The following is a 26,056-nucleotide window of genomic DNA, read 5'->3' as shown; positions in this document are numbered from 1 at the left end:
AAGTGCACTTCCAGGGACTTCGCCGAGGCGCCGGCCGCGGAGATGAGGCTCGCGGTGGTGCGCGGGGCGCAGTCGGCACGGCAAGACCAGGCGCCACTGCGCGGGCGAGCCTCACTCGACCTGGTGGTGCAGCCGTTCGACCATCGTCTCGCCCGGCGATTTTGGGGCATCGAGGATGCGCACGTCGCCCTGCAGGAACAACACGCGGGGCGGTATCGCGGGACACATGGAGCGCAAGGCGACGGACATCGCGCATCCGCTCGCCGTACTGGAGGACTGTCAGCTCATCCGCAAGGAAATCGACCCGATACGCAAGCGTTCGCTCTACCGCGTCGCCCCCGGGTCCTCCTGGTCGACCTGCCCATGCTGTACGGCTCGGCGTGAGGCCGGTCCGGGAGATGTGGCCCGGACGAAGCGCTCGCCCCATTCGCGGACGTACGCGACGAACTCCGGCGGACCGAGCACCTCGAACTCCGCGCCCACGTTGCCCAGCGCCTGCACCGGCCAGTCCAGGGAGGACGAGGTCATCGTGAGCACGCAACTGTGGTCGTCGACCTCTTCGACCATGCCCCACTGCCCGGCCGTCGTACGCACCCGCGCGGCGGGAGCGTGCACGAGCGCCTTGACCGTGTGCGGCTCGGGCACGCCGCCGGCCGCTTTGACGAACGCCGCCGCGTCCCGGGCGGGCAGGTCGCGCGGACGGAAACGGGCCCCCGTGGGCCGCGCCCCCGTCAGGCGGTCGAGCCGGAAGCTGCGCCAGTCCTGCCTGGTCAGGTCGTAGGCGACCAGGTACCAGCGGCGGCCGAGGGTCACCAGCCGGTGCGGCTCGACCTCACGCGAGGAGGGCTCGCGCCCCCGCGCGGCGTAGGAGAAGCACAGCCGCTCCTCGTCGCGGCAGGCCTGAGCGACGGTGGTCAGCACGTCCACGGTGACGACGGGCTCCGCCGGGCTCGCCGAGACCATCGCCTCGCGCAACACGTCCACGCGGCGGCGCAGCCGCGGCGGCATGACCTGGACGACCTTGGTGAGGGCGCGGATGGCGGACGCCTCCATGCCCGTGATCGCGCTCCGCGCGGCCTCGCCCATGCCGACGGCGAGCGCGATCGCCTCATCCTCGTCGAGCAGCAGCGGCGGCAGTACGGCGCCGGGCGCGAGCTGATATCCGCCGTCGGTGCCGCGTGAGGTGTGCACCGGATATCCCAGCTCCCGCAGCCGGTCGACGTCACGGCGCAGCGTCCGTTCCGAGACGCCGAGCCGGTCGGCCAGCTCCCCGCCCGCCCAGCGGCGGTGGGTCTGCAGGAGGGACAGCAACCGGAGGGTGCGCGAGCTCGTGTTCGCCATGGTTCCAGTCTGTCGGCACTTCCGGTCAGAAAGTGGCCGGAAGCATCCCTAGCGTTGATCTCGAAGCCCCACCCGGAAGGAACAGCAATGATCAGTCGTGAGATCCGCTTGGCCGCGCCCGTCACCGGCGAGCCCGGCCCCGGCAACTTCACCCTCGCGGAGACCGGGGTGGACGGCGAGGTCGTCGTCAGGACCGACTACGTGGGCCTGGCCGCGACCTACCTGGAGCTGATGCGGACCGACTGTCAGATCCCGGTGCCCGCCTGGCAGCCCGGCGATCGGGTGGGCGTCGCCGCCGTGGGCACCGTGGTCCGGTCCGGCAGCCCGGACCTGGCCGTGGGCGAGCTGGTGCAGTCGATGACCGGCTGGGGCGAATACTCCGCGGGCCCGGCCGCGCAGTACGTCAAGCTCGACCGCGGGGCGTTCCCCGACCCCTCCTATCACCTCGGTCAGGGCGTGACGGCCTACTACGGGATGGCCGACGTCGCCGCGGTCGGGGAGGGCGACGTGGTGTTCGTCTCGGGCGCGGCCGGCGGGGTCGGCTCGCTGGCCGGGCAGATCGCGAAATGCCGGGGCGCCGCCAAGGTGATCGGCAGCGCGGGCAGCCCGGCCAAGGCCGCCTACCTGGTCGACGAGCTCGGCTACGACGCCGCCTTCGACTACCACGACGGTCCGGTGGCCGACCGGCTGCGCGAGCTCGCGCCCGAGGGAGTCACGGTCTTCTTTGATGTCGTGGGCGGCGAGCAGTACGAAGCGGCGGTTCGGGCGGCGCGGCCCGGGGCCCGCTTCGCGCTGTGCGGCTCCCTGTCCCACCAGCTCGGCGGCGGCGCCGACCGCTTCCCGGAGCCGGACCGCGCGGCGGCCGAGGCCAGGGGCGTCGAGCTGCTGCCGTTCTCCTGCCACCGCACCCCGCAGCAGGTGGCGGCCTGGCGCGAGCACTTCACCCGATGGCTGGCGGAGGGCCGGTTCGTCTTCCCGGGGACGGTCGTCGAGGGCGGCATCGAGGAGGTGCCCGGAGCGTTCCTGTCCATGCTCAAGGGCTCCTACCGGGGCAACGTCGCGGTGCGGCTGACGTGAGCGTGCTTTCCCGGCGTGCGCTCAACCGGGCGCTGCTGCGGCGGCAGTTCCTGATGGAGCGCACCGGCCGCACCCCGCTCGAGGTGATCGGGCACCTGGTCGCGATGCAGGCCCAGGAGCCGAACTGGCCCTACGTCGGGCTGTGGAGCCGGATCGACGGCTTCACCCAGGCCCAGCTGGGCGAGCTACTGGACAGACGCCTGGTGGTGCGCTCGGCGCTGCTGCGCGGCACCCAGCACCTGGCCGTGGCCGGCGACTTCCGCCGGTTCCGGCCGGTGCTGCAACCGGTCCTCGACCGTACGGCGAGCACGGCGTACTTCAGGAAGGCGAGCGCGGGGCTCGACACCGCCGCGCTCACGGCGGCCGGCGCGGAGATCCTGGCCGGCCGGACACTGCCCCGGCGTGAGCTGGCCCGGCTGCTTGCGCTGCGGCATCCCGGCCGGGAGGGGAAGCTCCTGGCGGGGGAGGTGGAGCTGAGGACCCCGCTGGTCCACACTCCCGAGACCGCGATGTGGGGCCGCTGGGGCACCCGGAACGCCATCTCCGTCACCCGCGCCGAGGACTGGCTCGGCGGGTCCCTGGAACCGGCTCCGGTGCGGGACCTCGTACGCCGCTATCTGGCGGCGTACGGCCCGGCCGGTGTCATGGACGTGCAGGCGTGGTCGGGGCTGACGCGGCTGCGCGAGGTGGTCGACGCCATGCGCGGCGAGTTGCGCCGCTACCGCGACGCCGAGGGCAGGGAGCTGTTCGACCTGGAGAGCGCACCGGAGCTGCCCGATCCCGAAACGCCCGTTCCCGTGCGGTTCCTGCCCGCCTTCGACAACCTGCTGCTCGGCCACGCCGACCGGAGCCGCGTGATCGGCGACGCCGATCGCAGACGGGTGATGCCGGGCGCGGCGATGGTGCTGCCGACCTTCCTCGTGGACGGGTTCGTCCACGGCAGCTGGTCGGTCAAGGACGGCACGCTGCGTCTCGTCCCGTTCCGGGCGTTGGGGGCGGCCGAGGCGTGCGCGGTGACGGAGGAGGCCGGACGCCTGCTGCCGTTCCTCGGCGCCGAGGACGTCGCGTACGTGTGAAGGAAGCGATCAGGGGACGAGGGCGTACGCCCGGATGGGGAAGGTGCCCATGCCGGACACGGCGACGGGCGCCGCGTGGAGACGGAACCCGGTGGGCGGCAGCCGGTCGAGCCCGCGCAGGTGCTCGATGATCGGCACGCCCGCGGTGAGCAGGGCGGTGTGGGCCGGGCGCAGGCCGTCGGCCATGTCGTCGATGTTGACGCTGTCGATGCCGACGACGGCCGGTCGCCGGTCGGCCAGCAGGGCGGCCGCGTCCGCCGCCAGGAAGGGGTGGTCCGGGTCGCCGTAGGACGGGCCGCCCCAGTGCCTGTCCCAGCCCGTACGCAGCAGGACCGCCCGCCCCGTGACGTCGTGGCCCTCGAACACGTCGGCGCCGATGCCGCGCCGGGGGGACCCCGAGACGTCGATCAGCAGACCGGGCAGGTCGACCAGCCGGGACAGGTCGACCTGGGCCAGGTCCTCGCCGTCCGCGAGGCGGTGGAACGGCGTGTCGAGGTACGTGCCCGTGTTCGCCACCATCGTGATGCGGCCGATGTGGAACTCGGTGCCCGGGGCGTAGCGGTCGCGGGAGTCCTCGCGCGTAAGGAAGTCGCCGATCTCCGGCCCGGGCAGGCCCGGGTGGGTGAGCATGCCGTGCCGGACCACATGACTGAGGTCGACGACGCGACCGCGCGGGTGAGATGTCACGTTGATCAGCCTATGTGATCAGGTCGATGTCGCCAGGACGCGTTCGTACGCCTCCTGCAGCAACCGGGACGCGCGCGGGCGGTCGATATCGGGGCGGGGGATGCCCAGGTGCTCCTCGCGCAGCTCGTCCATCAGGTCGTCCCAGAGGGGCGGGCCGCCCTCCTCCAGCAGTCGTGCCCGGATGGCCAGGGCGGGGGTCGTCGGCCGGTGCCGCAGCCCCCACGAGCCGAGCGCGACCATGACGGGAACCGTCTGGATGCCGGCCTCGGTGAGGCTGTAGGTCCCCCGCCGTCCCCGCCCGGCGTCCTCGTGGGTCAGCAGGCCGCCGGCGACGAGGGCCTTGAGGCGGCTGCTGAGGATGTTCGACGCGATCCCCTCCTCGGAGTTGACGAGCAGGTCACGGAAGCTCCGGCGCCCGCCGAAGATCACGTCTCGCAGCACGATGAGGCTCCACTGGTCCCCGAGCGCCTCCACCGCCGCGTTGATCGCACAACCCGATCGCGGTCCTTCTCGCACGGCCACTCCCCAAGTAATTGCGTTTTGCCATCACCTAGCCTACGCTCCTCTCAGGTGATTGCAATCCACAATCACTGGCCGATATCAGGAGATCAGCCATGTCCCGTGTCAGAGTGCACAACTTCGCCGTCTCCCTGGACGGCTTCGCGACCGGCGAGGGTCAGACCCTCGAAGAGCCGTTCGGCCACGCCGGCGAACGGCTGCACGAGTGGTTCTTCGAGACCCGGACCTTCCGTGCCATGCAGGGGAAGACCGGCGGCGGCGCCGGGGTCGAGGACGCCGTCACCCGTACGTGGGACGCGGGCATCGGCGCGGAGATCATGGGCCGCAACAAGTTCGGGCCCCAGCGCGGCCCGTGGGAGGACCACGAGTGGACCGGATGGTGGGGACCGAATCCGCCGTTCCACACGCCGGTCTTCGTCCTGACCCATCACCCCCGGCCCTCGCTGGAGATGGAGGGCGGCACCACGTTCCACTTCGTGGACGCCACCCCCGAGGAGGCGCTGCGGCAGGCCCGCGAGGCCGCCGGCGGCCTCGACGTGCGGATCGGCGGCGGGCCGGGCACCGTGCGCCAGTTCCTGGCCGCGGACCTGGTCGACCACATGCACATCGCCGTCGTCCCGATCATCCTGGGCCGCGGCGAGCGGCTGTGGGACGGTCTCGAAGGACTCGAGAAGCGGTTCCGGATCGAGTCGGTCACCGCTCCCAGCGGCGTCACCCACATGACCTTCACGCGCCGGTAGTTGCCTGAAAGGCTGACGGACATGACCGAGAACATCACTTCCAAGGACGGCACGACCCTCGCCGTCGACACGGTCGGCCGGGGCGCGCCGGTCGTCCTCGTCGGCGGGGCGTTCAACGACCGATCGACCGTGGCCGGGCTCGGCGCCGAACTCGCCTCGGCGTTCACCGTCGTGACCTACGACCGGCGCGGCCGGGTGGGCAGCGACGACAAGAGCGACGACTACTCGGTCGCCGACGAGGTCGACGACCTGGCGGCCGTCATCGAGCACGCCGGCGGCCGGGCCTCGGTGTTCGGCCACTCCTCCGGCGCGATCCTCGCGCTCGAGGGGGCCATGCGCGGGCTGCCGATCGACCGGGTGGCCGTCTACGAGCCGCCGTACTGCGCCGACGAGAACCAGCCGAGGCCGCCGGCCGACCTGTACGACCGGCTCAAGGCCCGGGTGGCCGCCGGGGACCGCGACGGCGCGGCCGAGTTGTTCCTCGTCGAGGCGGTCGGCGTCCCGGCCGGGATGGTCGCCGGCATGAAGGCCGGGCCGGAGTGGGCGTTCATGGCCGACAAGGCGCCCAGCCTGCCGTACGACCTGCTGGTCAGCGCGCCCTGGCAGGTCATGCCGTACGAGCGGCTCGCCGGGATCGGCGTGCCGGTGCTGGCGGTCTACGGCGACCAGACCGCGCCGAACCTCGCGGAGGGGACGAAGGCCGTCGCGGCGACCGTGCCCGGCGCCGAGCTGACGGTGATGCCCGGAGAGGACCACGGAGTGCTGCAGCGGCCGGCCGCGCTTGCGCAGATCCTGACGAAGTTCTTCGGCTGAGGCCGCCTGCCCGCGCCGGAGGGCGGGAAATTGTCGGAGCGGGCGGATACCTTCGAGACGGCATGCGAATCGACGGCGCGACCACTGAGCTCGCCACCGGGCTGATCGGCAGGGAGCATCCTGCCGCGATGCTGCGTGCCGAGATCGCCCGTGCGGTCGGCAGCCACGGGGGCCTGATGCTGGTCGCCGGTGAGGCCGGGATCGGCAAGACCACGCTCGTCACCAGCGCGGCGGAGGAGGCCAGAGGCCTGGGCGCGCTGGTCCTCGGCGGTTCGTGCTGGGACTCCGACAACGCCCCGGGCTACTGGCCGTGGGTGCAGGTCCTGCGGGGGCTGCGGCGGTGTGCCGCGCCGGGGGAGTGGGCGGCGGCCGAGGAGGCCGGGGGCGCCGGTCTCGCCGCGCTGCTCGGTGAGTCACCCGGCGGTGAGTCACCCGGCGGCGACGCGGCCGAGGGCTTCCGGCTGTACGACGCGGTGACGAGCGCGCTGGTCGCGGTGTCGCAGAGCCGCCCCCTGGTGGTCGTGCTGGAAGACCTGCACTGGGCCGACACCGCGTCGCTCAGGCTGCTGGAGTTCGCGGCACAGCACACCTGGTTCGAGCGGGTGCTGCTGGTCGGGACCTACCGGGACGTGGAGGTGGAGGCGGCCGGCCATCCGCTGCGGCCCCTCGTGCTGCCGCTGGCGGCGCGGGCGACCACGGTGACCCTGACCGGGCTCGAACGTGACGAGGTCGGCGCGCTGATGGCCCGCGCGGCCGGTCGCGACCCGTCCGCCGACCTCGTGGCCGAGGTGCACCGGCGCACCGGCGGCAACCCGTTCTTCGTGGAGCAGACGGCGCGCCTGTGGCGCAGCGGCGGTTCCGTCACCACGATCGCCCCCGGTGTCCGCGACACGCTGTTGCGGCGGCTGTCCCTGCTGCCCGCGCCGGTCGTGGACCTTCTCGTCACCGCCGCGGTGCTCGGCCGCGAGTTCCATCGCCAGGTGCTGGCCGCCGTCGCCGCGGCTCCCGTGCTCCACGTCGAACGGCTGCTCGATCAGGCGGTGGCCGCCCGGCTCGTCGTGGCGAAGGGGGCAAGAGGCGGGGAGGTCTTCGCGTTCGCGCACGACCTGGTCAGGCAGACGCTTTACGAGTCCCTCGACGAGAAGGCCGCGTCCCGCCGGCACGCCGCGGTCGTCCACGCCGTCGGCCGGACTCCCGGCCTCGCGGAGCAGGTGCTCGCCTCCGACATGGCGCGGCACGCCTACCTCGGCGGTGATCACGTGGAGCCGCCTCACGCGGTGGACCGGCTGCTCGCCGCCGCCCGTGACGCCGCCGCCCGCCTGGCCTTCGAGGAGGCGCTCGGGCACTACCGCAGGGCGCTCGAACGCGCCGCCGTCGCCGTGGAGCCCAACCGGCGTGTCGTGATCGCACTCGAGCTCGGCCGCGAGCTCTACAGCGGGGACGACCACGACGGCGGCCGGCGTGCCTTCGAGGAGGCGGCCGCCGTCGCATGGGACACCGGCGACCCCGAATTGATCGCGCGGGTGGCGCTGACCGTCTACGCGACCGGCTTCGGTGAGAACGGCCCGCTGGGCGCCGACCTGCTGCGGGAGGCGCACGGACGGCTGATCCGCGACGGACGGGCCACGGGCGAGCCGTCCCTCGACCGTCTCGCGCGGGACCTGGCGATCCACGTGGCGGTGCTCGCCCGGCGAGGAGAGGACGACGAGGCGCTGGCGCTCAGCCTGTGGGCCTGCCACGACACCATCTGGGGGCCGGGCACCGCCCCGGAGAGGGCGGAGCTGACCGGGGAGCTGCTGACCCTGGCCCACCGCACGGGCGACGCGGAGATGGAGAGCATCGCCGCGGCGCTGCGCTGGGTGGCTCTCCTGGAGCAGGGCGATCCCGCCTATCTCGGCCAGTTCCGCGAGTTCGTCGCGCTCGGCGGCCGCGCCGAGTTGCCGCGCATCGACATGGCCACGGCCAGCGACCGCAGCATCATCGCCGCCCTGATGGGCGACTTCGACCAGGCGGAGACCCTGCTCGACGAGCTCGCCGAATTCGAGCACGGGCACGACCACTTCGCGTACATGCTGGACCACCATCGCTGGGCGGTGCGGATGCTCCAGGGCCGCTACGACGACCTGGACGAGGTCCATCGTGCGCTGCGCAGGAGCCGGCACCCCTGTCCGGGCCTGCTGGAGGCGATGACCGCGCTGCACCGGGGAGACGGTGACGCCGCACTGCGCCACCTGCGCGACGCGATGGCCCGGGGTGAGCCGCGGCGCTCGATCCAGCCCCTGTGGCTGCGGTTCCAGGCCATGGTCGCGGCGTGGTCGCGCGACCCCGGGCTGTGCGCGGAGGCCAGGGCCGCGATCGAGCCGTACGTCGGCGGCTGGGCGGTCTCGATGTACGGCTGGGACATCGGCGGACCGGTCATCCTCCAGCGTGCTCTGATCGACGCGGCGCAGGAGCGCTGGGACGACGCGATCGACGGTTTCACCGCCGCCTGGCACTCCGCCGACCTGCTCCTCGCCCGCCCGTGGTCCGTCGAGGCGCGGGCGCATCTCGGCGAGGCGCTGCTGCGGCGTGGCCACCCGGGCGACGCGGAGGAGGCCGGGAAGCTGCTCGACGACGTGGAGGACGAAGCGGCCCAGCTCGGCATGCGCCACCTCGTGGAGCGCGTCCGGCTGGCCCGCCTGAGGGAACGCGCCTCCGCGCGCGGCCGCGCGGTGCTGCCGGAGGTGGCCGAGTTCCGGCGGGACGGCGCGGTCTGGGCGCTGGGGTTCGGCGGGCACACCGTGCACCTGCCCGACGCCAAGGGACTGCGCGACCTGCACTGCCTGCTGAGCCATCCCGGGGCCGACCTGCCCGCCGTACGGCTGCTCGCCCCCGAAGGCGGGGAGCTCGTCGTCGCCGCCCGGGCGATGGGCGGCGACGCGGTCCTCGACGAGGAGGCCAAGGCGCGCTACCGGCGCAGGCTCGCCCTGCTGGACGAGGAGATCGACCGGGCCGCCGAGCGGGGAGACGACGGCAGGGCGGCCGAGTTCGACCGGGAGCGGGCGGCCCTGCTGGCCGAGCTGCGCTCCGCCTCGGGGCTCGGCGGGCGCGACCGCCGCCTCGGTGACGAGGCCGAGCGCGCCCGCAAGGCCGTCACCGCCCGGATCCGTGACGTGCTGCGCAAGCTCGACCGGCTGCATCCCGCGCTGGCCGCCCATCTGCGTGCCGCGATCTCCACCGGCGCCACCTGCCGCTACCAATCCGGGCACGACATCACCTGGCGCCTGTGACGTACGCCGCTCAGCCGACGCTGTAGAACGCCGGGTATCCGGCGCAGCTGGCGGTGTCCAGCCGTCTGGCCGACGAAATCTTGTCGTTGAACTTCCACTGCGACGAGCTGAGGTTGGGCACCGTTTCACCGGGACGGACGCAGTAGTGGCGATCGCGATACTGCTTGTCGTCGTACACGATCCACGCCATCCAGTCGTTGTTGGTCAGGGAGCTCGTCTTGTCGCCGAAGCCGCCGAGGTCGGGGCTGGAGGACGGCATGTACACCCGGTCGTAGGCGTCGTTCGACACGACCGTGTACAGGGTCCTGATCGCGCCCTCGTAGCCCGCGTCGTCATGCAGGACCAGGGTGTGCCACTTTTCGTCCACCGCGTGCGCGGGGGCCGCGGCCGCGGAGACGCCCAGCACCGCCACGGCCGACACGGCGGTCGCCAGTCCGAGCCGCACGCTGATTCGAGACATGTTTCCCTCCCAGGGGGATCGTCCGGATGTCTGGGAGGAGCGTGGCGAGCAGGGCTTGGCGGCCGCTTGTGCCGGCCTTGGCGTCCACTGGTACGGCCCGGGGGCAGGACCGGCACACTACTTGCGGTTGTAGAGGCGCATGGTCAGCGCGCCGAAGACCACGATCGAGGCCGCGCCGCAGGCCAGCACCCAGGTGATCTCCCCGCTGTCCGGGCTGCCCGCCATGAGCGAACGCGTCGCGCTGACCAGGTGGGAGATGGGGTTGACGCCGACGAACGCCTGCAGCCAGCCCGGCATGGTCTGCGGGTCCACGTAGACGTTGCTGAGGAAGGTGAGCGGGAACAGCACCAGCATGCTGATGCCCATCACCGACTTCTCGCTGCGCAGCAGCAGCCCGAACATCGTCCAGATCCACGAGAACGCGAACGAGAAGGCCACCAGCAGCGCGATCGCGGCCAGCACGCCGGCGACGCCGCCCTGCGGGCGGAAGCCCAGCACCAGGCCGACCACGAGGATGACCGTCGCCGCCATCGTGTAGCGGAGCGCGTCGCCGAGCAGGTAGCCGACCATGGTCGACGGCCGCCAGATCGGCAGTGTGCGGAAGCGGTCGAAGACGCCCTTCTCGATGTCCTTGTTGACCTCGATCCCGGTGTACATCGTGATCATCACGACGCTCGTCACCATGATGCCCGGCAGCAGGAACTGCAGATACTCCGTCGGCGACCCCGCCAGCGCGCCGCCGAACAGGTAGGTGAACATCAACGTCATCATGATCGGGAACGCGGTGACGTCGAAGAGCTGCTCGGGCACGTGCTTGATCTTCAGCATCGCCCGCCAGCCGAACGTCAGCGAGGCCGACAGCGCGCTGGGGCGTGGCGGCCGCGCGCCGGGGGCCAGGACCGCGCCCAGCGCCTCGGCCGCGGGGACGAAGGACGCGCCGCTTTCGGTGGTCGTGGTGCTCATGCCGCCTCCTCCTGCGCGTTCCGGTCGGTCGCCGGGTGATCGGTGAGGGCCAGGAAGACTTCATCGAGACTGGGCTGGCCGAGGGAGAAGTCGTCGACGACGATGCCGGACGCGGCCAGCGCCGCGAGGGCGCGCGAGGCCCGCTCCGCTCCGGCGTCCGCGTCCTCGCCGGGAACGCGGGTGGTCAGGGCCACGGGATCGGATTCGAGGTGCACCTGCGTGTTCAGCTCCCTGGCCAGCACGCGCTCCGCCTCCGGCCGCTGCGCGGCGTCCCGCAGCCGCACGTGCACCGACCCCGAGCCGACCGACGACTTGAGCTCGCCGGGGGTGCCCTCGGCGATGACCCTGCCGTGGTCGATGACCGCGATGCGCCCGGCCAGCCGGTCGGCCTCGTCCAGATACTGCGTGGTGAGCAGCACGGTCGTGCCGTGGGCGACCACGATCCGCACGATGTCCCAGACCTGGTTGCGGCTGCGCGGGTCGAGCCCGGTCGTGGGCTCGTCCAGGAACAGCAGGTCGGGGGTGTTGAGGATGCTGGCCGCGATGTCCAGCCTCCTGCGCATGCCGCCCGAATAGGTCTTGACCTGCCGTCCGGCGGCCTCGGTCAGCCCGAAGGCCTCCAGCAGCGCCATGGCCCTGTCCTTGGCGGCGGGCTTCCTGTGGCCCAGCAGCCTGCCGAGCAGGACCAGGTTCTCCATCCCGGTCATCTCCTCGTCCACCGAGGCGTACTGGCCCGTGAGGCTCACCCGGGTGCGTACGGCGTCGGGCTCGCGCAGCACGTCGTGGCCGAACACCCTGGCCTCGCCGCCGTCCGGGCGCAGCAGGGTCGCCAGCATCTTGACCGCGGTGGTCTTCCCCGCCCCGTTGGGGCCGAGCACGCCGTACACCGTGCCGGCGGGCACGGTGAGGTCGAGGCCGTCCACCGCGCGGTTCTCGCCGAATGTCTTGATCAGGCCCGATGTCTCTATCGCCAGGTCCGTCGTCCGGTCCCGCATGATCTGTCGTCTCCTTCTGTCCGTTCATACGACAGGCGCCAGATCGGCGGGCGGGGCCCGCTAGATCGGATCTAGCGGGCCCCGGGGGAGCGGTCCGTCACGCGGTACGGCAGGAGACCGTGGGCCAGGTCCTGTTGCCGTGGTGCTTGATCGTCACGCCCCAGGAGCCGCCGTGGCCGTTCGGCCGGGCGGTCAGGACGTTCGTGGCGGGGTTCCACCTGGTCCGGACGTTCCAGGTCGCGATGATCCTCGCGGGGCGAGGCACGGTCATGGTCACGATCCAGTCGTCCGAACCCGTGACGGTGACGCCGAGGGTGTACCGGTCGGGCCACTTCGCGCCCGCCGAGAGGGTCGCGGTGCAGCCCGCACCCGGCGTCGGGCTGGGGGACGGCACGGCGGCGTTGAGGGCGTCCAGCACCGCCGTGTACGCCGGCTTCTTGCCGCCGTCGCCGTCGAACAGGAGAGGAGTGTCGCCGCTGCGCCAGGAGTCGGGGTCCCGGACGCCCCACACGGTGACGCCGGCGCACCGCGGTACGGCCAGGCAGTCGCCGACCACGGCGGCGTACGTCGCGGCCGGGGCGCTCGGGATGTCCAGCTCGGTGATCTGGACGTCGACGCCGAGGGCGGCGAAGTTCCGCAGCGTGGTGCGGAGGTCGGGGTAGGGGCTGCCGCTGCCGAAGTGCGCCTGGAAGCCGACACAGTCGATGGGCACACCGCGGGAGGTGAAGTCCTTGACCATGGCGTAGACGGCCTGCGTCTTGGCCGAGGTCCAGTCCTCGATGTTGTAGTCGTTGTAGCAGAGCTTGGCGGCCGGGTCGGCGGCCCGCGCGGCGCGGAAGGCGGCCTCGATCCAGTCGTCGCCGGTGCGCTGGAAGTTCGAGTTGCGCCGGGCACCGGTGCCGTCGGCGAAGGCCTCGTTCACCACGTCCCAGGCGTAGATCTTGCCCTTGTAGTGGGTCATGACGCCGTCGACGTGGTCGAGCATCGCCTGGCGCAGCGCGCCGCCGCTGAGGTTCACCAGCCACTGCGGCTGCTGGGAGTGCCAGAGCAGGGTGTGGCCCCGCACCCGCTTGCCGTTCTGCGCCGCCCAGTCGACGATCCGGTCGGCGTTGGTGAAGACGAACTGCCCCTGCCGCGGCTCGGTGGCGTCGATCGTCATCCCGTTCTCGGGCGTCACCATGTCGAACTCACGGCCGGCGATCGTGGTGTACACCGGGTCGTCGAGCTTGCTCGCGTCGATCGCGGTGCCGAAGTAGCGCCCGGTTCGGGCCGCCGCCGAACCCAGCGTGTCGGCGGCGGCGTCCGCCCGGGGGACCCCGGCCACCGCGAGACCCGTCGACAGCGCCGCGGCGGCGCCGAGCGCGAGCGTACGGCGAACGGCTCGGCTCCCGGCGAGGAGATGGCCGATCATCGGCCTCCTCCGGGGGAGGGCCGACCCGCGGGTTGTGCCATTACCTTGAGGCGTTCCAAGGCGTCCGTCCTTCCTCCTGAGGGTCCTTACAGCGAGTGTTTCGATACTTGACCGAAAAATTGCGACGCGACAAGACCTGCCCGTACGCCGCCCCTCCGCGGGTGCCGAGACCACGGGTAGCGCGATGGGGACGGCCGGGGAGGGGGAAAGTTTCAGCGACCCGTGACATCTGTCGTGGCCGGGTCGTGACAGACGGCGCAGGCCCGCGGCGGGGCGGCGGCGGAGGCTTGCCGCATGGACATCCACAACGGCGCTCCCGCCCTGTCCGTGGCGGGGCTGCGCAAGACGTACGGCGAGACCCGCGCGGTCGACGGGGTCGACCTGGTCGTGGGCCGGGGAGAGGTGGTGGCCCTGCTCGGCCCGAACGGCGCGGGCAAGTCCACCACGATCGACATGGTCGTCGGGCTCATCCGCCCGGACGCCGGGGAGATCGCCGTGTTCGGCGTCACTCCCCGCGAGGCGGTGCGGGAAGGCCTTCTAGGCGTGATGCCGCAGGAGGGCGCGCTGCTCGACGACGTGACCGTGGGGGAGACCGTGGCGCTCATCGCGTCCCTCCACAGCGCCCCTGTGCCGGTGGAGGAGGCGCTGCGCCGGGCCGGGGTGGCCGGCCTCGCCGGCCGGAGGGCCGCGCGGCTGTCCGGCGGCCAGAAGCAACGCGTCCGGTTCGCCATGGCGCTGGTGTCCGGTCCTGGCCTGCTGGTGCTCGACGAGCCGACGGCGGCCCTCGACGTCACCGCCCGGCGCGAGTTCTGGCAGTCGATGCACGCCTTCGCCGGGACCGGCCGCACCGTGCTGTTCTCCACCCACCACCTGGAGGAGGCCGAGGCGTACGCGGACCGGGTCGTGCTGATGCACGCGGGCCGCGTCGTGGCCGACGGCCCGGTGTCCGCGGTCATGGCCGAGGTGTCCGGCCGTACGGTGACCGCGACCGTGCCCGGCGCCCGCGCCGAGGACCTGGGCACGCTCCCCGGTGTGACGGCGGCGCACGTACGCGAGGGCAGGGCCGAACTGCACTGCGCCGACCCCGACCTGACCCTGCGGGAACTGCTGGCCCGCTATCCGGACGCATGCGACGTCGAGGTGGGCGCTCTGGGCCTGGAGGACGCGTTCCTCCGTCTCACCGGAGCCGTGGAGGTCGCCGGATGACCGGGTATCTCGCGTTCGAGATCAGGCGGACGCTGCGTGACGCCAAGTTCCTGCTGTTCGCGGTCGCCCTGCCGGTGGGGCTGTATCTGCTGATGGCCGACCGCTTCGCCGGCATGGGCCTGCCCGCGCCGTACGTCATGGGCAGCATCACGGCGTTCGGGGCGGTGAAGACGGCGCTCGACGTCGGTGCCCGCACTGCGGTGGAGCGCGGCATCGGCTGGCAGCGCCAGTTGCGGCTGACCCCGCTCAGCGGCCTGGGCTACCTGCTGGCCAAGGCGTCGGTGGCGATGGTCGTGGCACTGCCGCCGGTGGCCGGGGTGTCGCTGGTGGCGGCGCTCGTCAGCGGGGTGCGCCTGCCGGCCGGCGGGTGGGCCCTGGCCGTGCTCGGCGTGTGGGCGGGCACGCTGCCGTTCGCTCTGCTGGGTCTGCTGATCGGCCAGTTCGCCACCGCGCAGAACCTGCAGGCCTACCAGGGGGCGGTGGTGCTGGTGCTCAGCTTCGTCGGCGGGCTGTTCATCCCGGTGAGCACGTTCCCGCAGGCGCTCGCGACGGTGGCCGAGGTCCTGCCGAGCTACTGGCTCGCGCAGGTCGGGCACGCCGCCGCCCTCGGTGGTGACAGATGGCGGGCCGCGCTGGTCCTGACCCTGTACGCACTGGTGCTGGGCGCCGCCGTGGCCGTCCGGTATCGCCGCGACACCGCGCGGGCCTAGGGTGACGGACGTGGGCGATCAGGGCGTGTGGGGCCGATCCGCCTGGCCGGTGTGGAACCCGGCCCGGGCGGGCTCGCGCACGGCCCGCGTACGCGCCGTGGTCGTGCTGTCGGCCTTCCTCCTGTGGCCGCTGTCGGAGATGCTGGGCGCGGACGGCGGCCGGCCGGACGCGGTGGTCGGAGTCGTGATGCCGCTGTACGCGGCGGGCTGGCTCATCGCCATGACCACCGGGCCCAGCCTGCCGCCCTGGCGGCGGATCGTGCTGGTCGGGGCCCTTGTCGCGCTGGCGGGCGCGGCGGCACTGGTGCAGAACGGCCCGGCCTACCTGGGGCACGCCGGCGTCTTCAGCTTCGCGCTCGCGGTGGCGGCCTGGCTGTTCCCGGCGCTGTGGGCGGTGCTCCTCGGGCTGGTGCTCGGGGCGGCCCAGGCGCTCGTGCAGTGGGCGGCGCCCGGCCCGATCTCCTGGGGGCTCGTGGGCGGGCTCGTCCCGGCCGTCGTGATCCCGGTGTCCGTGACGCTGCTGATCCGGCTCGTCGTCCAGCTCGGCCAGGCCCGCGAGGAGATCGAGGCGCTGGCGGCGGCGGCCGAGCGCGACCGGCTGGCCAGGGACCTCCACGACGTGCTCGGGCACAGCCTCACCACGATCACCGTCAAAAGCGGCCTGGCCCGCCGGGTGCTGGAGAGCGGCGGCGACCCGGAACGCGCGCTGGCCGAGCTGCGCGACGTCGAGCGGCTGTCGCGGCAGGCGCACGGCGAGGTGCGCCTGACCGTGTCCGGCCGCCGTCGGCCCTCGCTCGCCGCCGAGCTCGCGGGGGCCCGCGCCGCGCTGCGGGCCGCCGGGATCACCGCCGTCCTGCCGCCGTCCGCCGGCCACGTCCCGGCCGAGCTCGCCGAGCCCTTCGCGTACGTCCTGAGAGAGGGGGTCACCAACGTGATCCGGCACAGCGGCGCGACCCGATGCGAGGTGCTGCTCGGGGACTCCTGGCTGGAGGTGCGCGACGACGGCCCCGGGCGACGGGCGGTGCCGCCGGGCAACGGCCTGTCCGGGCTGGCCGAGCGGCTGCGCGCGGTCGGCGGGCGGATCGAGGCGGGCCCGCTTCCCTCCGGCGGCTTCCGGCTCCGGGCGAGCCGCCCGTGATCAGGGTTCTGCTCGCGGACGACCAGGCGCTCGTACGCGGCGCGCTGGCGGCGATGCTCGCGCTGGAGCCCGACATCGAGGTGGTGGCCCAGGTCGGCACGGGCGAGGAGGTCGTCGAGGCGGCCCGGCGCAGCCGGCCGGACGTCGCGCTGGTGGACGTGCAGATGCCGGGCAAGGACGGCCTGGAGGTCACCGCCGGCCTGCGCGCCGCGCTGCCGTCCTGCCGGGTGGTGATCTGCACGACCTTCGGGCGGCCCGGTTATTTCGCCCGCGCGATGGAGAACGGCGCCTCGGGCTTCGTGGTGAAGGACGCGCCGCCCGAGCACCTGGTCGACACGGTGAGGCGGGTCCACGCGGGCCTGCGCGTGGTCGATCCCGCCCTGGCCGCCGAGTCGCTCGCCAGCGGCTCGAGCCCGCTGACCCCGCGGGAGCGCGACGTCCTGCGCGCGGCCCGGCAGGGCGGCACGGTGGCGGAGATCGCCCGGAGCCTGCACCTGTCCGCAGGAACCGTACGCAACCACCTGTCGGCGGCCATCGGCAAAACGGGGGCGAGCACCCGCGCCGAGGCCGCCCTGACGGCCGACGAGCAGGGCTGGCTTTAGCGGTTCACCCCGCGTACGGGTAGGACCAGGAGGCGGCCCGTCGGCGGTCCTCCTGGAAGCGGGTGATCGCCAGGACGACCGCCACGGCCAGGGCGGCCGCGCCGATGGTCAGCACGTTGCCGACGATGTCGAAAACCGCGGCGTCCCGGATGTCCGGCAACTCCTCGGCATCCGCGAACCTGCGGCTCACGAACCGGGTCACGAGGGTCATGAGCACCCACACCAGCCACCAGGCCAAGACAAGGCCGGAACGGCGTGCGGTCGCGAAATTGCCGCTCTCCTGCGTCGCGCCGGGCTTGGACGACGTCCAGATGTCGTCGACGATCTGTTTCGGGAACCAGAAGTTCACGATCGGCACGACCCACCCGAAGATCAGCCAGGGGGTGGCGCGCCGGTGCGGCCACGGGCTGAGCGTCTCGGCGTTCGCCCGGGCCCGGAACAGCCAGACCAGGAACATGACGGCGGTGGCGACGTAGACGACGGTCTCCACCAGCCCGGACGTGGCATAGAGCACGTCGTTGGTCTCGAGAGCGCTGATCGGGACGGAATCGGTGTCGGCCAGGAAGCTGTCGACGAGCACGGCCCGCTGCGCGTCGATGGCCGAGGCGACCAGGCACACCACGGCGTCGGCGGCGAGCAGCGCGACGGCCGCCGTCCCCAGGCCCCGAATGGGTTGCAGGGGAGCGGGTGGTGGTGTGGGGTACACAAAAGACTCCTCACAATAGGCCGACAGGTCATCATGCGATAGAGCGCGGAACCCGATCGCGCGCGTTTCCCACCCGGGATGATTCTGTGATCACGTCGGAATCGGCTAATTCGGAATATCGCCCGGCGGCGCCGCCGGGAAAAGCGAATGACCGGCGAGCGGTGCGAGGGCGAGAATGCGTCCCATGTCCCAGGCCAAACTGCGCACCGACCGCATCAAGCTCGTTCCGCTGTCCGACGAGCACCTCGAACACGAAATCGAGCTGGACGCCGACCCCGAGGTCATGCGTTACCTCACCGGCCGGGCGCGTACCCGTGAGGAGGTCGAGGAGTTCCACCGGCGGCGGCTCGCCGCGGCGGAGCAGGTGCCGGGGCTCGGCTTCTGGGCCGGTTTCGTGGACGGGCGGTTCGTCGGCTGGTGGCTCCTGGAACCGCCCACGCGTGCCGACCAGGGCCCGGTCGAAGGACAGGCCGAGCTCGGCTACCGGCTCCTGCGGCGCTTCTGGCGTCAGGGCCTGGCCGGCGAGGGCGCCCGCGAGCTCCTCCGCCACGGATTCGAAGACCTCGGACTGACCCGCGTCTTCGCCGAGACCATGGCGGTCAACGCCGCCTCCCGCGCGACGATGACCGCGATCGGCATGCGGTATGTCCGTACGTTCCATGCGGACTGGGAAGAACCGCTCCCCGGCAGCGACCTCGGCGAGGTCGAGTACGCGATCACCCGCGAGCAGTGGCTCGCCTCCCGTTAGGTTGTCGCCATGGAGGCAGAGGCCGGCGGCGTGGCGGTGCATTACGCCGAGCACGGAAGCGGATTCCCCGTGGTGGCGCTGCACGGCGCGGGCGTCGACCACCGGGAGATGCTCGGCGCCCTGGAGCCGGTGTTCCGCGAACGGCCCGGTTATCGGCGCGTCTATCCGGACCTGCCCGGAATGGGGCGCACTCCGGTGCCGGACTGGTTTCGTGGCTCCGACGACGTCCTCGAGTTGTTACTCGGCCTGATCGACGTCGTGGTGGGTGAAGAGGAATTCGCGATCGCCGGCCACTCCTTCGGCGGATACCTGGCCCGGGGCGTCGCCGCCCGGCGTCCGGCGCAGGTCGCGGGGCTGGCGATGATCTGTCCCATCGGCGAGGAGGCCCGTGACGTGCCCGCACATGCCGTGCTGCACGCCTCCGCCGACGTGACCGGTGTCCTGAGCCCGGCCGAGCAGGACCAGTATCGGGACTACTTCGTGATCCAGACACCGGACACGTTGCGGCGATTCCGGGAACACGTGGCTCCGGCCCTGCCCCTCGTCGACGCGGACGGCCTCGGGCGGATGTCCGAACGATGGCGGCTGAGCGACGTGCCCCCGGACGCGCCGCCGTACGCGGGCCCGACGCTGATCCTCGCCGGGCGCCAGGACTCCACAGCCGGGTACGCCGGCCCGTGGGAGCTGGTGGAGCGGTATCCGCGCGCCACGTACGCCGTCCTGGACCGCGCCGGTCACGCGCTGCCGCACGAGCAGCCCGCGCTGTTCACCGCCCTCGTCACCGAATGGCTCGACCGGGTGGACGAGCGGGGTCACGGTGGTCGGCTCACGGATTGAGCGGGTACGGATCGCTGCGCAGCCTGCTGTACATCCAGCCGTCGCGCCACTGACCGCGGAGGAACTCCACCGCGCGCAAGACGCCCTCGAACGTGAAGCCGGCCTTCTCCAGCGACTTCTGCTCCGCGACGTTCTCCGGATGCGTGATCGCCTGGACGCGCTCGACCGGAGTGTGGGTGAACAGGTAGTCGCACAGCATCGCCTGAGCGCGCCAGCCGATGCCGCGGCCACGCCAGTCCGGAAGCAGGGCGATCCCTGTCTCCCAGTATCGGGAGACGCCGAACCCCCGCGCCGACCAGCTCACCAGGCCCGCGGCCGTGCCGTCCGCCTCGACGATGAGTCTGCTGTCGTCCTCGCCCAGGAAGCCGTCCTTGGCGTAGCGCCGCGCCGGGGCCTGAGCGTCGCGGAACCCCGCCCAGTCGAGGCCGATCAATCCCGGCTCGGTGACGAACCGCCGGAACATGCCGAGGTCGTCCTCTGTCACCGGCCGCAGCCGTACCTCACGTGCGCTCACCGTGCCGCCTCCCGTCGATGCTCCTCGACACTAGCGCGGAGATCATCAGCCGGTGACCGCGCGAAGGGAGCCGGGGTGGCGGCCGGTGAGGCGGTCCAGCCTGGCGGCGGTGACGTCGTCCGCGGGGAGATAGGCGATCAGGAGCTGGCTGTCGTCGCCGGACAGGCCGAGGGTCTCGTAGGACAGGCGTAGCTCACCCGCATCCGGATGCGCCAGCCGTTCGACGCCGGTACGCCGGGACGGGCCGGGCGGGGACGTCAGCCGGTCGGTGAAGGGGGCGCCGACGGCGAGGGTCAGTTCGTCGACGAGATGCGCGATGTGCGGGTCCTCGCGGGAGACGCCCAGTTTCAGGCCGGCGAGTCGCTCGTCGGCGACGCGGTCCCACTCGGGATAGGCGGCTCTCGCCCGGGGATCGGCGAAGACGTAGCGCACCAGGTTGGCCGGCCGGCGGTCCAGCAACCCGATGGGGCCGGTGAGCCGTTCGTAGCCGTCCGTGTGGGCGAGCACGTCACCGAGCCGGTTGACCACCACCGCCGGGGTCGGTTCGAGCCGGTCGAGCAGCGCCCGGACGGTGGGACGGACCGACTGCGTGGGCGCTCCCTGGCACGGGCCGACGAGCCGGCCGGCGCCGTCGGCCGCCTTGAGATGGTGGAGCAGATGGAGGCGCTCGTCGGTGGACAGGCGCAACGCGTCGGCGAGGGCGGCAAGCACCGGTACGGAGGGATGACGGTCACGCCCCTGCTCCAGCCGGGTGAGGTATTCGACGCTGATCCCGGCGAGCGTGGCCAGCTCGGAACGGCGAAGGCCGGGGGTGCGCCGCCGTCCGCCGCCGGGCAGCCCGACCTCGGCAGGGGTGACGGCCTCGCGGCGGGCCCGGAGGAACTCGCCCAGAGTGTTGTCGCTCACGATCCGCAGGCTACCGAGTGACCTCGTTGCCGATCGTGGCCCTGCGAGGGCCAGTCTCGGCCCGGCCTCCCTCCGGTGGTCCCTGCCGGCGGATCCTCGGTCCTGTTCACGGTTTCACCTATTGAGGAGCGTCGACATGGATCTGGGACTCACCGGCCGTACGGTCATCGTGACGGGGGCCTCCGGCGGCATCGGCCGCGAGATCGCCCGCGGGTTCGCCGCCGAAGGGGCCGACGTGGTGCTGACCTATCACCAGGCCCAGGCGGGCGCGGAACTGCTCGCCAAGGAGATCGGCGGACGCACGCTCGTCGCCCCGTACGCGCTGGACGACGACGAATCGGCCCGCGGTCTGGTCGAGACCGTGCTGGAGTGGTCCGGCCGGATCGACGTGCTGGTCAACAACGCCGTGCATTGGGGCGCCACCGAGCCGGAGCCGAACCTCCCCTTCGAGGCCGTGCCGGACGAGAGGTGGCAGAAGACGATCCGGGCCAACGTCGAGGGCACGCTGCGGCTCAGCCGCGCGGTCGTCCCGTCCATGCGGGAGCGTGGATGGGGCCGGATGGTGCACATCTCGTCGAGCATCGCGGCCGACGGCATGCCCGGTGGGGAGTACTACGGCGCGGCCAAGGCGGCACTGCACGGTTTCAGCAGGTCCGCCGCGTTCGGGCTCGGGAAGGCCGGAGACATCCTGTCCAACGTCGTCATGCCCGGCTTCACCAGGACCGAGACCAACGTCGAGATGGCCGAGCAATTCGGCGGGCACTACAGCGCGCTGGCGGCGATCGGCCGCCTGCTCGACGCCGCCGAGGTCGCGAACGCCGTCGTCTACATGGGCTCGGCGGCCAACACCGGCATCACCGGACAGGCGATCAAGGTGACCGGCGGAGCCTGACCGCGGATTTGGAGCTCTTCTATTCGCTGCGCGCCGGCCGAATCACGACTACGGGAGCAGGCGGACGACGCCGTCCTTCAGGTAAGCGGTCCGGCCGGCGTCCGCCGCCGAGCAGCACCCGCCCCTCCTGATCGCGGAGCAATGCGCCCGCCCCGGCGCGAAGGACGGTACGGCGGCGACGTAGGCCAGAAATGACGCAGAGTCGCTCATGACGCTCCGGCACTATGAGAACTCATCGCCGGATCAGGCCGGGCCGACCCCGGATATGTCATACCGAAGCACTTCGGCGTCGCGAATCATCGCCAATTGTCCCTCGTCCGGCCCGGAGCCGCGGAAGGCGTGGAGAGCCTCCTCGGACTCCCACCGTTCGTGGACGTTGACGCGTCCGGCGTCGACGAGATCGGCGCTGAGCACGAAATCGAGGCACCCGGCCGCGGCGCGCGCCTGCTCGACCACAGCGACACAGGTTTGCAGATAGGCATCCCGAGCATCCGGATCGACAGCGAGCCAGCCAGCAATAATGATCACGCCGTCATCGTAAGATCCGTTACCGACAAAACCGGCACGATGGCCAGCCTGCTGGACGTTCTCAGTCCAGGGGATGCGCCCTCAGATACTCGACCGCGTCTTCGTTCGTGGCGAGCCACTCGTCGCAGGCACCCCACTCCTTGCGGTCCGTGCCCGCGTCGGAAAGGGCGACGTAGGCGACGGCCGGACGGTTACAGGAGCTCTTGCCATGCGCGCTGCACATGCGCTGAGCACCATCCGTGGACGGATTCCGGAAAAGACGTGCGTCCCACCGCTGGATGTCGATGATTTTCGATGTCATTCGCGGCATGTCGATCAGTTTGATCGTTCCGTCGACGACGAGCAAGGTTTCCGCAGGAGGTCAGGAGGCGGGGCAGCGGTAGGCGGCGTGGCGGTTGGGGGAGCAGCAGACCACGCCGCAGGTGAGGAACCGGCCGCCGCTCAGCCAGATGCCCCATTGCACGTCCACGCCGTTGTGGAGGGCCTCGCGGGCGGTCTCCAGCCGGAAGTCCAGCCCGATCCGGGCCTCGTCGGCCGGGCGGAGGAAGGCGCTCCGGGTTGTCCGGTGGTGCTCGGCCAGCCAGGCGAGCGCGTCGTCGAGCGTGGCCGGAGAGGCGTCGATCCGGCGGGCCGGCTTCAGCAGCCAGTCGCACGTACGCATCGGCGGCAGTGGGGAAGCGGTGAACGGGCCGGGGTCGGCGGGCGGCAGCGGCGGCCGTCGCTCGGCCTCGTTGCGCAGGTCTGCCCCGATCCCGCTCCACACGTAGCAGTGCAGGTGCATGACGCTCCGTACAGTGGGGGTGGCCCCCGCCCGCTATCACCGGGCAGGGACCACCGTGCTCCTACAGTGTGGTCAGCCCGGCCGCGCGAAGCTCGGCACCGGTGAACCGGAGAGTCCCGGCATCCGGGTTCTTGCTGTCACGCAGGGCGAAGGCGTCGCCCTCGCCCGGAATCGGGGCCAGCTCGACGCAGGACTCCATGTCCTCCTCCTGCTGGTTGCCGCCGCACAGCCGCCGGAAGCGCACTCCGGCGAGGTCGTGGTCGTACAGGTCCATCGCGTTCCTTCCTGTTGGTGGTCCCGCCTCGACGGGTTCGCCGTGCGGGCGTCTTCATCGGGCCGGGCCTCATCGTGCTCGGCCGAGCAGCACGTCCAGCCACAACCGGCGCGCCCGCGCGTCCGGCAGACGTTCGGTCTCCCTGATCTCCGGTTCGCTGCCGCTCCGGTCCGTACGGCGGACGAACAGCAGCCCGCCGGACGCGCACAGTTCGTACGCCAGGGGCGCGCAGTGGTCGCAGGTGTGCGCCACGATCCGGGCCCGGACGGTGCGCCTGGTCTCGCACATCCACCGGACCGCGATGCACCCCGGCTGCTCCGGCGCCACATGCAACCCGGGACAGTCGTCAGGGAGCCGAGGCAAGGGCGGCCAGGCTCTCCTGCTCGGCGATGACCCGGCAGAGCTCGGGCAGGTCGTCGCCGTCGACGGTCCGGGCGGCGCCCGCGTCCTCGGCCGCCGCGAGGAAAGGTCGTTCGCGGGTCGCCCACAACCGTCCGCGATCACTCGTCATCACCCGCCAGCCCTCGGTCGGCGTGGTGCTTCTCCGGTCTGTCACAGCTCGGGCCTCGATTCCTGATCGGGGGTCCTGTGCCGGACCCCGTTCGGTGCTACCTGCTATGACAGCGCTGAGTAACCTTCCCGGCACAGGTGCGGATGAGGGAAACTGAGGGCGCCCAGGGATCACCCCCGGATCCGAGCAGAGGTGCAGGCGATGAGCGACGACCTACCCGCATGGGCCGTACGACTGCGCGCCGAGCGGCGCAACCGGTTGTGGAGCCAGCGTGAGATGGCCCGCCGCCTGGTTGAGGCCGCCGACGAGGACATCCGTCCCCGCCTGCCCTCGCGCGAGACCATGATCCGCCGCATCAAGGCGTACGAGGCCGGCCACAACCGCCCCGGCGACCCCTACCGCGTCCTGTACGCCCGAGCCTTCGGGCTTGGCGAAGTCGACTTGTTCGGCGAGGCTGGAGGACGCAGTACTCGGGAAGCTGACGACGGTCTCGGTGTGTACCGGCAGCGCGACGACATCCTGGACATGAGCCGGACCGGCGCCGTCACTCATCTCCCTCATCAGGCCCCTGTAGCCCCGGAGCTCGTCATGTACTTTCTCGAACAGCTTCCAGGCCATTACAAGGCGGACATGTGGCTGGGTCCTCGCCACCTCATTCCTACAGTCGCCACGCAGGCAGAGCTCATCAAGGAACTCGCCCAAGCCGCGGATGCGCCCGTACGTCGCGGTCTCCTGGGCGCCGGCGTCGCGTACGCGGCGCTGCTGGGTTGGCTCTACCAGGACGCCGGTGACGTCGGCCGCTCCCGAGCCTGGCGGGCCGTCGCTCTCGACATGGCCCACCGTTCGCACGACCCGCAGCTCATCAGCTACGCCCTCACGAACAAGGCCATGCTCGCTCTCGATCTGGATGACGGGCGCATGGTTGTGGACTATGCGGAGGCCGCATTGGCCGACGAGAGCAAGCTATGCCCGAAAGTACGGGTGCTCGCTCTGGTCCATCAGGCACTCGGACACTCGATGCTGCCAACGGCGGAGAAGGACCTGGTCGACCGACTGCTGGATCAGGCGGCCGTACTCGTGGACCGCGTTGACGACGAATATCCCTGGGGAAACGCCTGCCGTCGAACTCTCCGCTATATCGACGTCCAACGAGCGACCGCCTACATGCGTTTGGGCGCCTATCGAGAGGCTGTCGCCCTGTGGGACGGCATTCTCGGCGTAGCGCCGGAATCAGCGCGCCGCGACAACGGAGTGTTCTGGGCACGTCAGGCCGCCGCTCTGGCAGCCGTGCCAGAACCGGAACGCGTCGTCGAGATCGCGTCTGTCGCCGCTTCTTCCGTGGAAGTCACTGGATCGGTGAGGCTACGCAAAGAGCTGAAGGCCATTCCGCGTCACGCGACCGCCTGGGCTGGCACTGCCTCCGGCCGCGAACTGGCCGATATCGTCGGCCGGTTCGCCTGACCTACCGACATGGAGACACGGATGACCCCTCAGTTGCTGTCAGAAGAGGAGATCGGCGCCTACCTGAGCGAGCTACCAGGATGGGAACGCCAGGGTGACAGCATCGCCCGGACGTTCAAGCACACGTACCACGAGTGCGTCCACCTGGCCATGTACGTCGCGGCGAAGGCCAGGGAAGTCGGCCACCACCCCGACATTCACATCACCTGGCAGCGAATCCGCTTCGTCATCACCACCCACGACGCCGGCAACCGCTTGACCGCCAAGGACTTCGAACTCGCCCGCCATATCGACACGATCGCCGCAGGCCACGGTGCCGAAGCGACCTGATCTATCAGCGTCGAGAACGAAGAGTAGGTTGGCAGGGACCTCCAGGAGGCGCTTCGCCTATGAGGGACGCTCGACCGCTTTTCCAAGCAGGATCGCCACTCGCTTGGCGGCGTCCGCCGGATCCTCGTGTTCCCAAACGCGGAGGACACGCCAGCCAGCCTCCTTCAACAACTGGTCGGTCTCCGCATCCCTCTCACGGGTGCGACGAACCTTCTCGGCCCAGAAGCCGGCGTTAGTAACGGCGACGGTGTGGTGAAGAGGACAACCGTGCCAGAAGCATCCGTCCAGGAAGACGGCAACTTTGGCCTTCGTGAAGACGATGTCGGCCGTCCGCCGGACCGACTTCACCGGACGGATGCCTACGCGGTACCGGAGGCCAAGGGCGTGAACGGCGCGACGAAGAGACAGCTCAGGCTTGGTGTCACGCCCCTTGTTCGACCGCATGCTCTTGCGAACGGCCTCGCTCGACGCCCACGACTCGGTCTCTCTGCCCACGAGGCAACGTTAGAGCGGCGGGGCGCCTCGGGGCATCTCAAGGCCGCAGATGTACGAACGAACGCT

Annotated in this window: 32 protein-coding genes; 14 read left to right on the top strand and 18 right to left on the bottom strand. The window is 71.6% G+C overall.

Annotated elements, in window-relative coordinates:
• Nucleotides 1-324 precede the first annotated feature (324 nt).
• Nucleotides 325-1,341: a helix-turn-helix transcriptional regulator gene (locus AAH991_RS25000; RefSeq protein ID WP_346228340.1), complete on the bottom strand. Its 1,017-nt coding sequence runs from the start codon at nt 1,339-1,341 to the stop codon at nt 325-327.
• Between the two features lie 87 nt (nt 1,342-1,428).
• On the opposite strand from AAH991_RS25000, the gene AAH991_RS24995 reads away from it, so the two are divergent.
• Nucleotides 1,429-2,418, top strand: coding sequence for a zinc-binding dehydrogenase (locus tag AAH991_RS24995; protein ID WP_346228339.1), 990 nt, complete (start codon nt 1,429-1,431; stop codon nt 2,416-2,418).
• Nucleotides 2,415-3,494, top strand: coding sequence for a winged helix DNA-binding domain-containing protein (locus AAH991_RS24990; protein ID WP_346228338.1), 1,080 nt, complete (start codon nt 2,415-2,417; stop codon nt 3,492-3,494). The genes AAH991_RS24995 and AAH991_RS24990 overlap by 4 nt, the downstream gene beginning before the upstream one ends.
• Before the next feature lie 9 nt (nt 3,495-3,503).
• Here the strand turns inward: AAH991_RS24990 and AAH991_RS24985 are convergent, their stop codons facing one another.
• Together AAH991_RS24985 and AAH991_RS24980 are read right to left on the bottom strand one after the other, a co-directional pair.
• Nucleotides 3,504-4,181, bottom strand: coding sequence for a cyclase family protein (locus AAH991_RS24985; protein WP_346228337.1), 678 nt, complete (start codon nt 4,179-4,181; stop codon nt 3,504-3,506).
• Between the two features lie 18 nt (nt 4,182-4,199).
• A complete protein-coding gene (locus AAH991_RS24980; protein WP_346228336.1) occupies nt 4,200-4,697 on the bottom strand; it encodes a winged helix-turn-helix transcriptional regulator in 498 nt (165 codons plus the stop codon).
• Nucleotides 4,698-4,795: 98 nt separating this feature from the next.
• On the opposite strand from AAH991_RS24980, the gene AAH991_RS24975 reads away from it, so the two are divergent.
• From AAH991_RS24975 to AAH991_RS24965, 3 genes are all read left to right on the top strand, one after another.
• Complete coding sequence (locus AAH991_RS24975) at nt 4,796-5,440, top strand: dihydrofolate reductase family protein (protein WP_346228335.1); 645 nt, start codon at nt 4,796-4,798, stop codon at nt 5,438-5,440.
• Nucleotides 5,441-5,461: 21 nt separating this feature from the next.
• Complete coding sequence (locus AAH991_RS24970; protein WP_346228334.1) at nt 5,462-6,253, top strand: alpha/beta fold hydrolase; 792 nt, start codon at nt 5,462-5,464, stop codon at nt 6,251-6,253.
• Nucleotides 6,254-6,315: 62 nt separating this feature from the next.
• Nucleotides 6,316-9,522 carry an ATP-binding protein gene (locus AAH991_RS24965; RefSeq protein ID WP_346228333.1) on the top strand — a complete coding sequence of 1,069 codons (3,207 nt, stop codon included), beginning with the start codon at nt 6,316-6,318 and terminating at the stop codon, nt 9,520-9,522.
• Nucleotides 9,523-9,532: 10 nt separating this feature from the next.
• Here AAH991_RS24965 and AAH991_RS24960 read toward each other — a convergent pair whose 3' ends face one another.
• The 4 genes from AAH991_RS24960 to AAH991_RS24945 all read right to left on the bottom strand — a co-directional run bounded on the left by AAH991_RS24960 (nt 9,533) and on the right by AAH991_RS24945 (nt 13,351).
• Complete coding sequence (locus tag AAH991_RS24960; RefSeq protein ID WP_346228332.1) at nt 9,533-9,982, bottom strand: beta/gamma crystallin family protein; 450 nt, start codon at nt 9,980-9,982, stop codon at nt 9,533-9,535.
• A gap of 117 nt (nt 9,983-10,099) precedes the next feature.
• Nucleotides 10,100-10,945 (bottom strand): ABC transporter permease, encoded by an 846-nt coding sequence (locus AAH991_RS24955; RefSeq protein ID WP_346228331.1) that lies wholly within the window; start codon nt 10,943-10,945, stop codon nt 10,100-10,102.
• Nucleotides 10,942-11,940 carry an ATP-binding cassette domain-containing protein gene (locus AAH991_RS24950; RefSeq protein WP_346228330.1) on the bottom strand — a complete coding sequence of 333 codons (999 nt, stop codon included), beginning with the start codon at nt 11,938-11,940 and terminating at the stop codon, nt 10,942-10,944. The genes AAH991_RS24955 and AAH991_RS24950 overlap by 4 nt, the downstream gene beginning before the upstream one ends.
• Nucleotides 11,941-12,037: 97 nt before the next feature.
• Nucleotides 12,038-13,351, bottom strand: a complete 1,314-nt coding sequence (locus AAH991_RS24945; protein ID WP_346228329.1) for a glycoside hydrolase family 10 protein — start codon at nt 13,349-13,351, stop codon at nt 12,038-12,040.
• A 294-nt stretch (nt 13,352-13,645) separates the two neighbouring features.
• Between AAH991_RS24945 and AAH991_RS24940 the strand changes: the two genes are divergently transcribed.
• Genes AAH991_RS24940 through AAH991_RS24925 form a run of 4 tightly spaced genes read left to right on the top strand, consistent with a single transcriptional unit; the run spans nt 13,646 to nt 17,007 of the window.
• Nucleotides 13,646-14,557: an ABC transporter ATP-binding protein gene (locus AAH991_RS24940; protein ID WP_346228328.1), complete on the top strand. Its 912-nt coding sequence runs from the start codon at nt 13,646-13,648 to the stop codon at nt 14,555-14,557.
• Entirely contained in the window at nt 14,554-15,267 is a 714-nt protein-coding gene (locus tag AAH991_RS24935; protein ID WP_346228327.1) for an ABC transporter permease, read from the top strand. The genes AAH991_RS24940 and AAH991_RS24935 overlap by 4 nt, the downstream gene beginning before the upstream one ends.
• A gap of 10 nt (nt 15,268-15,277) precedes the next feature.
• On the top strand, nt 15,278-16,405 hold the full coding sequence (locus AAH991_RS24930; RefSeq protein WP_346228326.1) for a sensor histidine kinase: 1,128 nt from the start codon (nt 15,278-15,280) through the stop codon (nt 16,403-16,405).
• On the top strand, nt 16,402-17,007 hold the full coding sequence (locus tag AAH991_RS24925; RefSeq protein WP_346228325.1) for a response regulator: 606 nt from the start codon (nt 16,402-16,404) through the stop codon (nt 17,005-17,007). The genes AAH991_RS24930 and AAH991_RS24925 overlap by 4 nt, the downstream gene beginning before the upstream one ends.
• Nucleotides 17,008-17,011: 4 nt before the next feature.
• On the opposite strand, the gene AAH991_RS24920 is transcribed toward AAH991_RS24925, so the two are convergent.
• Complete coding sequence (locus AAH991_RS24920; RefSeq protein WP_346228324.1) at nt 17,012-17,713, bottom strand: DUF4328 domain-containing protein; 702 nt, start codon at nt 17,711-17,713, stop codon at nt 17,012-17,014.
• Nucleotides 17,714-17,897: 184 nt separating this feature from the next.
• Between AAH991_RS24920 and AAH991_RS24915 the strand changes: the two genes are divergently transcribed.
• Both AAH991_RS24915 and AAH991_RS24910 read left to right on the top strand, forming a co-directional pair.
• Nucleotides 17,898-18,461 carry a GNAT family N-acetyltransferase gene (locus tag AAH991_RS24915; protein WP_346228323.1) on the top strand — a complete coding sequence of 188 codons (564 nt, stop codon included), beginning with the start codon at nt 17,898-17,900 and terminating at the stop codon, nt 18,459-18,461.
• Between the two features lie 9 nt (nt 18,462-18,470).
• Nucleotides 18,471-19,298, top strand: coding sequence for an alpha/beta fold hydrolase (locus AAH991_RS24910; RefSeq protein WP_346228322.1), 828 nt, complete (start codon nt 18,471-18,473; stop codon nt 19,296-19,298).
• On the opposite strand, the gene AAH991_RS24905 is transcribed toward AAH991_RS24910, so the two are convergent.
• Entirely contained in the window at nt 19,288-19,812 is a 525-nt protein-coding gene (locus AAH991_RS24905; protein ID WP_346228321.1) for a GNAT family N-acetyltransferase, read from the bottom strand. The genes AAH991_RS24910 and AAH991_RS24905 overlap by 11 nt on opposite strands.
• Before the next feature lie 45 nt (nt 19,813-19,857).
• Nucleotides 19,858-20,718 (bottom strand): helix-turn-helix domain-containing protein, encoded by an 861-nt coding sequence (locus AAH991_RS24900; RefSeq protein ID WP_346228320.1) that lies wholly within the window; start codon nt 20,716-20,718, stop codon nt 19,858-19,860.
• Nucleotides 20,719-20,854: 136 nt separating this feature from the next.
• On the opposite strand from AAH991_RS24900, the gene AAH991_RS24895 reads away from it, so the two are divergent.
• Nucleotides 20,855-21,610 (top strand): SDR family NAD(P)-dependent oxidoreductase, encoded by a 756-nt coding sequence (locus AAH991_RS24895; RefSeq protein ID WP_346228319.1) that lies wholly within the window; start codon nt 20,855-20,857, stop codon nt 21,608-21,610.
• Between the two features lie 48 nt (nt 21,611-21,658).
• Here the strand turns inward: AAH991_RS24895 and AAH991_RS24890 are convergent, their stop codons facing one another.
• From AAH991_RS24890 to AAH991_RS24860, 7 genes are all read right to left on the bottom strand, one after another.
• Complete coding sequence (locus tag AAH991_RS24890; RefSeq protein ID WP_346228318.1) at nt 21,659-21,820, bottom strand: hypothetical protein; 162 nt, start codon at nt 21,818-21,820, stop codon at nt 21,659-21,661.
• A 33-nt stretch (nt 21,821-21,853) separates the two neighbouring features.
• Nucleotides 21,854-22,138, bottom strand: a complete 285-nt coding sequence (locus AAH991_RS24885; protein ID WP_346228317.1) for a putative quinol monooxygenase — start codon at nt 22,136-22,138, stop codon at nt 21,854-21,856.
• Between the two features lie 61 nt (nt 22,139-22,199).
• Nucleotides 22,200-22,484 carry a hypothetical protein gene (locus tag AAH991_RS24880; protein WP_346228316.1) on the bottom strand — a complete coding sequence of 95 codons (285 nt, stop codon included), beginning with the start codon at nt 22,482-22,484 and terminating at the stop codon, nt 22,200-22,202.
• Between the two features lie 15 nt (nt 22,485-22,499).
• The gene (locus tag AAH991_RS24875) at nt 22,500-22,919 is read right to left on the bottom strand and encodes a hypothetical protein (protein ID WP_346228315.1); all 420 of its coding nucleotides are present in this window, start codon (nt 22,917-22,919) and stop codon (nt 22,500-22,502) included.
• A gap of 61 nt (nt 22,920-22,980) precedes the next feature.
• Complete coding sequence (locus AAH991_RS24870) at nt 22,981-23,193, bottom strand: DUF397 domain-containing protein (protein WP_346228314.1); 213 nt, start codon at nt 23,191-23,193, stop codon at nt 22,981-22,983.
• 69 nt (nt 23,194-23,262) lie between these two features.
• On the bottom strand, nt 23,263-23,481 hold the full coding sequence (locus AAH991_RS24865) for a hypothetical protein (RefSeq protein WP_346228313.1): 219 nt from the start codon (nt 23,479-23,481) through the stop codon (nt 23,263-23,265).
• Nucleotides 23,482-23,539: 58 nt separating this feature from the next.
• The gene (locus AAH991_RS24860; RefSeq protein ID WP_346228312.1) at nt 23,540-23,749 is read right to left on the bottom strand and encodes a hypothetical protein; all 210 of its coding nucleotides are present in this window, start codon (nt 23,747-23,749) and stop codon (nt 23,540-23,542) included.
• 156 nt (nt 23,750-23,905) lie between these two features.
• Between AAH991_RS24860 and AAH991_RS24855 the strand changes: the two genes are divergently transcribed.
• Both AAH991_RS24855 and AAH991_RS24850 read left to right on the top strand, forming a co-directional pair.
• Nucleotides 23,906-25,165 carry a helix-turn-helix domain-containing protein gene (locus tag AAH991_RS24855; RefSeq protein ID WP_346228311.1) on the top strand — a complete coding sequence of 420 codons (1,260 nt, stop codon included), beginning with the start codon at nt 23,906-23,908 and terminating at the stop codon, nt 25,163-25,165.
• 21 nt (nt 25,166-25,186) lie between these two features.
• Complete coding sequence (locus tag AAH991_RS24850; protein ID WP_346228310.1) at nt 25,187-25,495, top strand: 4a-hydroxytetrahydrobiopterin dehydratase; 309 nt, start codon at nt 25,187-25,189, stop codon at nt 25,493-25,495.
• A 57-nt stretch (nt 25,496-25,552) separates the two neighbouring features.
• On the opposite strand, the gene AAH991_RS24845 is transcribed toward AAH991_RS24850, so the two are convergent.
• The gene (locus AAH991_RS24845) at nt 25,553-25,939 is read right to left on the bottom strand and encodes a very short patch repair endonuclease (RefSeq protein ID WP_428834020.1); all 387 of its coding nucleotides are present in this window, start codon (nt 25,937-25,939) and stop codon (nt 25,553-25,555) included.
• Between the last annotated feature and the right edge of the window lie 117 nt (nt 25,940-26,056).

The organism is Microbispora sp. ZYX-F-249 (assembly GCF_039649665.1).
Taxonomy (GTDB): Bacteria; Actinomycetota; Actinomycetes; order Streptosporangiales; family Streptosporangiaceae; genus Microbispora; species Microbispora maris.
This window is presented reverse-complemented; position numbering and strand designations above follow the sequence as displayed.

What these genes read in the sequence shown, in the direction of transcription:
- AAH991_RS25000 (WP_346228340.1), bottom strand. Translation starts at nt 1,341, where the DNA reads ATGGCGAACACGAGCTCGCGCACCCTCCGGTTGCTGTCCCTCCTGCAG.
- AAH991_RS24995 (WP_346228339.1), top strand. Translation starts at nt 1,429, where the DNA reads ATGATCAGTCGTGAGATCCGCTTGGCCGCGCCCGTCACCGGCGAGCCC.
- AAH991_RS24975 (WP_346228335.1), top strand. Translation starts at nt 4,796, where the DNA reads ATGTCCCGTGTCAGAGTGCACAACTTCGCCGTCTCCCTGGACGGCTTC.
- AAH991_RS24970 (WP_346228334.1), top strand. Translation starts at nt 5,462, where the DNA reads ATGACCGAGAACATCACTTCCAAGGACGGCACGACCCTCGCCGTCGAC.
- AAH991_RS24965 (WP_346228333.1), top strand. Translation starts at nt 6,316, where the DNA reads ATGCGAATCGACGGCGCGACCACTGAGCTCGCCACCGGGCTGATCGGC.
- AAH991_RS24960 (WP_346228332.1), bottom strand. Translation starts at nt 9,982, where the DNA reads ATGTCTCGAATCAGCGTGCGGCTCGGACTGGCGACCGCCGTGTCGGCC.
- AAH991_RS24955 (WP_346228331.1), bottom strand. Translation starts at nt 10,945, where the DNA reads ATGAGCACCACGACCACCGAAAGCGGCGCGTCCTTCGTCCCCGCGGCC.
- AAH991_RS24950 (WP_346228330.1), bottom strand. Translation starts at nt 11,940, where the DNA reads ATGCGGGACCGGACGACGGACCTGGCGATAGAGACATCGGGCCTGATC.
- AAH991_RS24945 (WP_346228329.1), bottom strand. Translation starts at nt 13,351, where the DNA reads ATGATCGGCCATCTCCTCGCCGGGAGCCGAGCCGTTCGCCGTACGCTC.
- AAH991_RS24940 (WP_346228328.1), top strand. Translation starts at nt 13,646, where the DNA reads ATGGACATCCACAACGGCGCTCCCGCCCTGTCCGTGGCGGGGCTGCGC.
- AAH991_RS24935 (WP_346228327.1), top strand. Translation starts at nt 14,554, where the DNA reads ATGACCGGGTATCTCGCGTTCGAGATCAGGCGGACGCTGCGTGACGCC.
- AAH991_RS24915 (WP_346228323.1), top strand. Translation starts at nt 17,898, where the DNA reads ATGTCCCAGGCCAAACTGCGCACCGACCGCATCAAGCTCGTTCCGCTG.
- AAH991_RS24910 (WP_346228322.1), top strand. Translation starts at nt 18,471, where the DNA reads ATGGAGGCAGAGGCCGGCGGCGTGGCGGTGCATTACGCCGAGCACGGA.
- AAH991_RS24895 (WP_346228319.1), top strand. Translation starts at nt 20,855, where the DNA reads ATGGATCTGGGACTCACCGGCCGTACGGTCATCGTGACGGGGGCCTCC.
- AAH991_RS24890 (WP_346228318.1), bottom strand. Translation starts at nt 21,820, where the DNA reads ATGAGCGACTCTGCGTCATTTCTGGCCTACGTCGCCGCCGTACCGTCC.
- AAH991_RS24875 (WP_346228315.1), bottom strand. Translation starts at nt 22,919, where the DNA reads ATGCACCTGCACTGCTACGTGTGGAGCGGGATCGGGGCAGACCTGCGC.
- AAH991_RS24870 (WP_346228314.1), bottom strand. Translation starts at nt 23,193, where the DNA reads ATGGACCTGTACGACCACGACCTCGCCGGAGTGCGCTTCCGGCGGCTG.
- AAH991_RS24865 (WP_346228313.1), bottom strand. Translation starts at nt 23,481, where the DNA reads ATGTGCGAGACCAGGCGCACCGTCCGGGCCCGGATCGTGGCGCACACC.
- AAH991_RS24855 (WP_346228311.1), top strand. Translation starts at nt 23,906, where the DNA reads ATGAGCGACGACCTACCCGCATGGGCCGTACGACTGCGCGCCGAGCGG.
- AAH991_RS24850 (WP_346228310.1), top strand. Translation starts at nt 25,187, where the DNA reads ATGACCCCTCAGTTGCTGTCAGAAGAGGAGATCGGCGCCTACCTGAGC.
- AAH991_RS24845 (WP_428834020.1), bottom strand. Translation starts at nt 25,939, where the DNA reads ATGCGGTCGAACAAGGGGCGTGACACCAAGCCTGAGCTGTCTCTTCGT.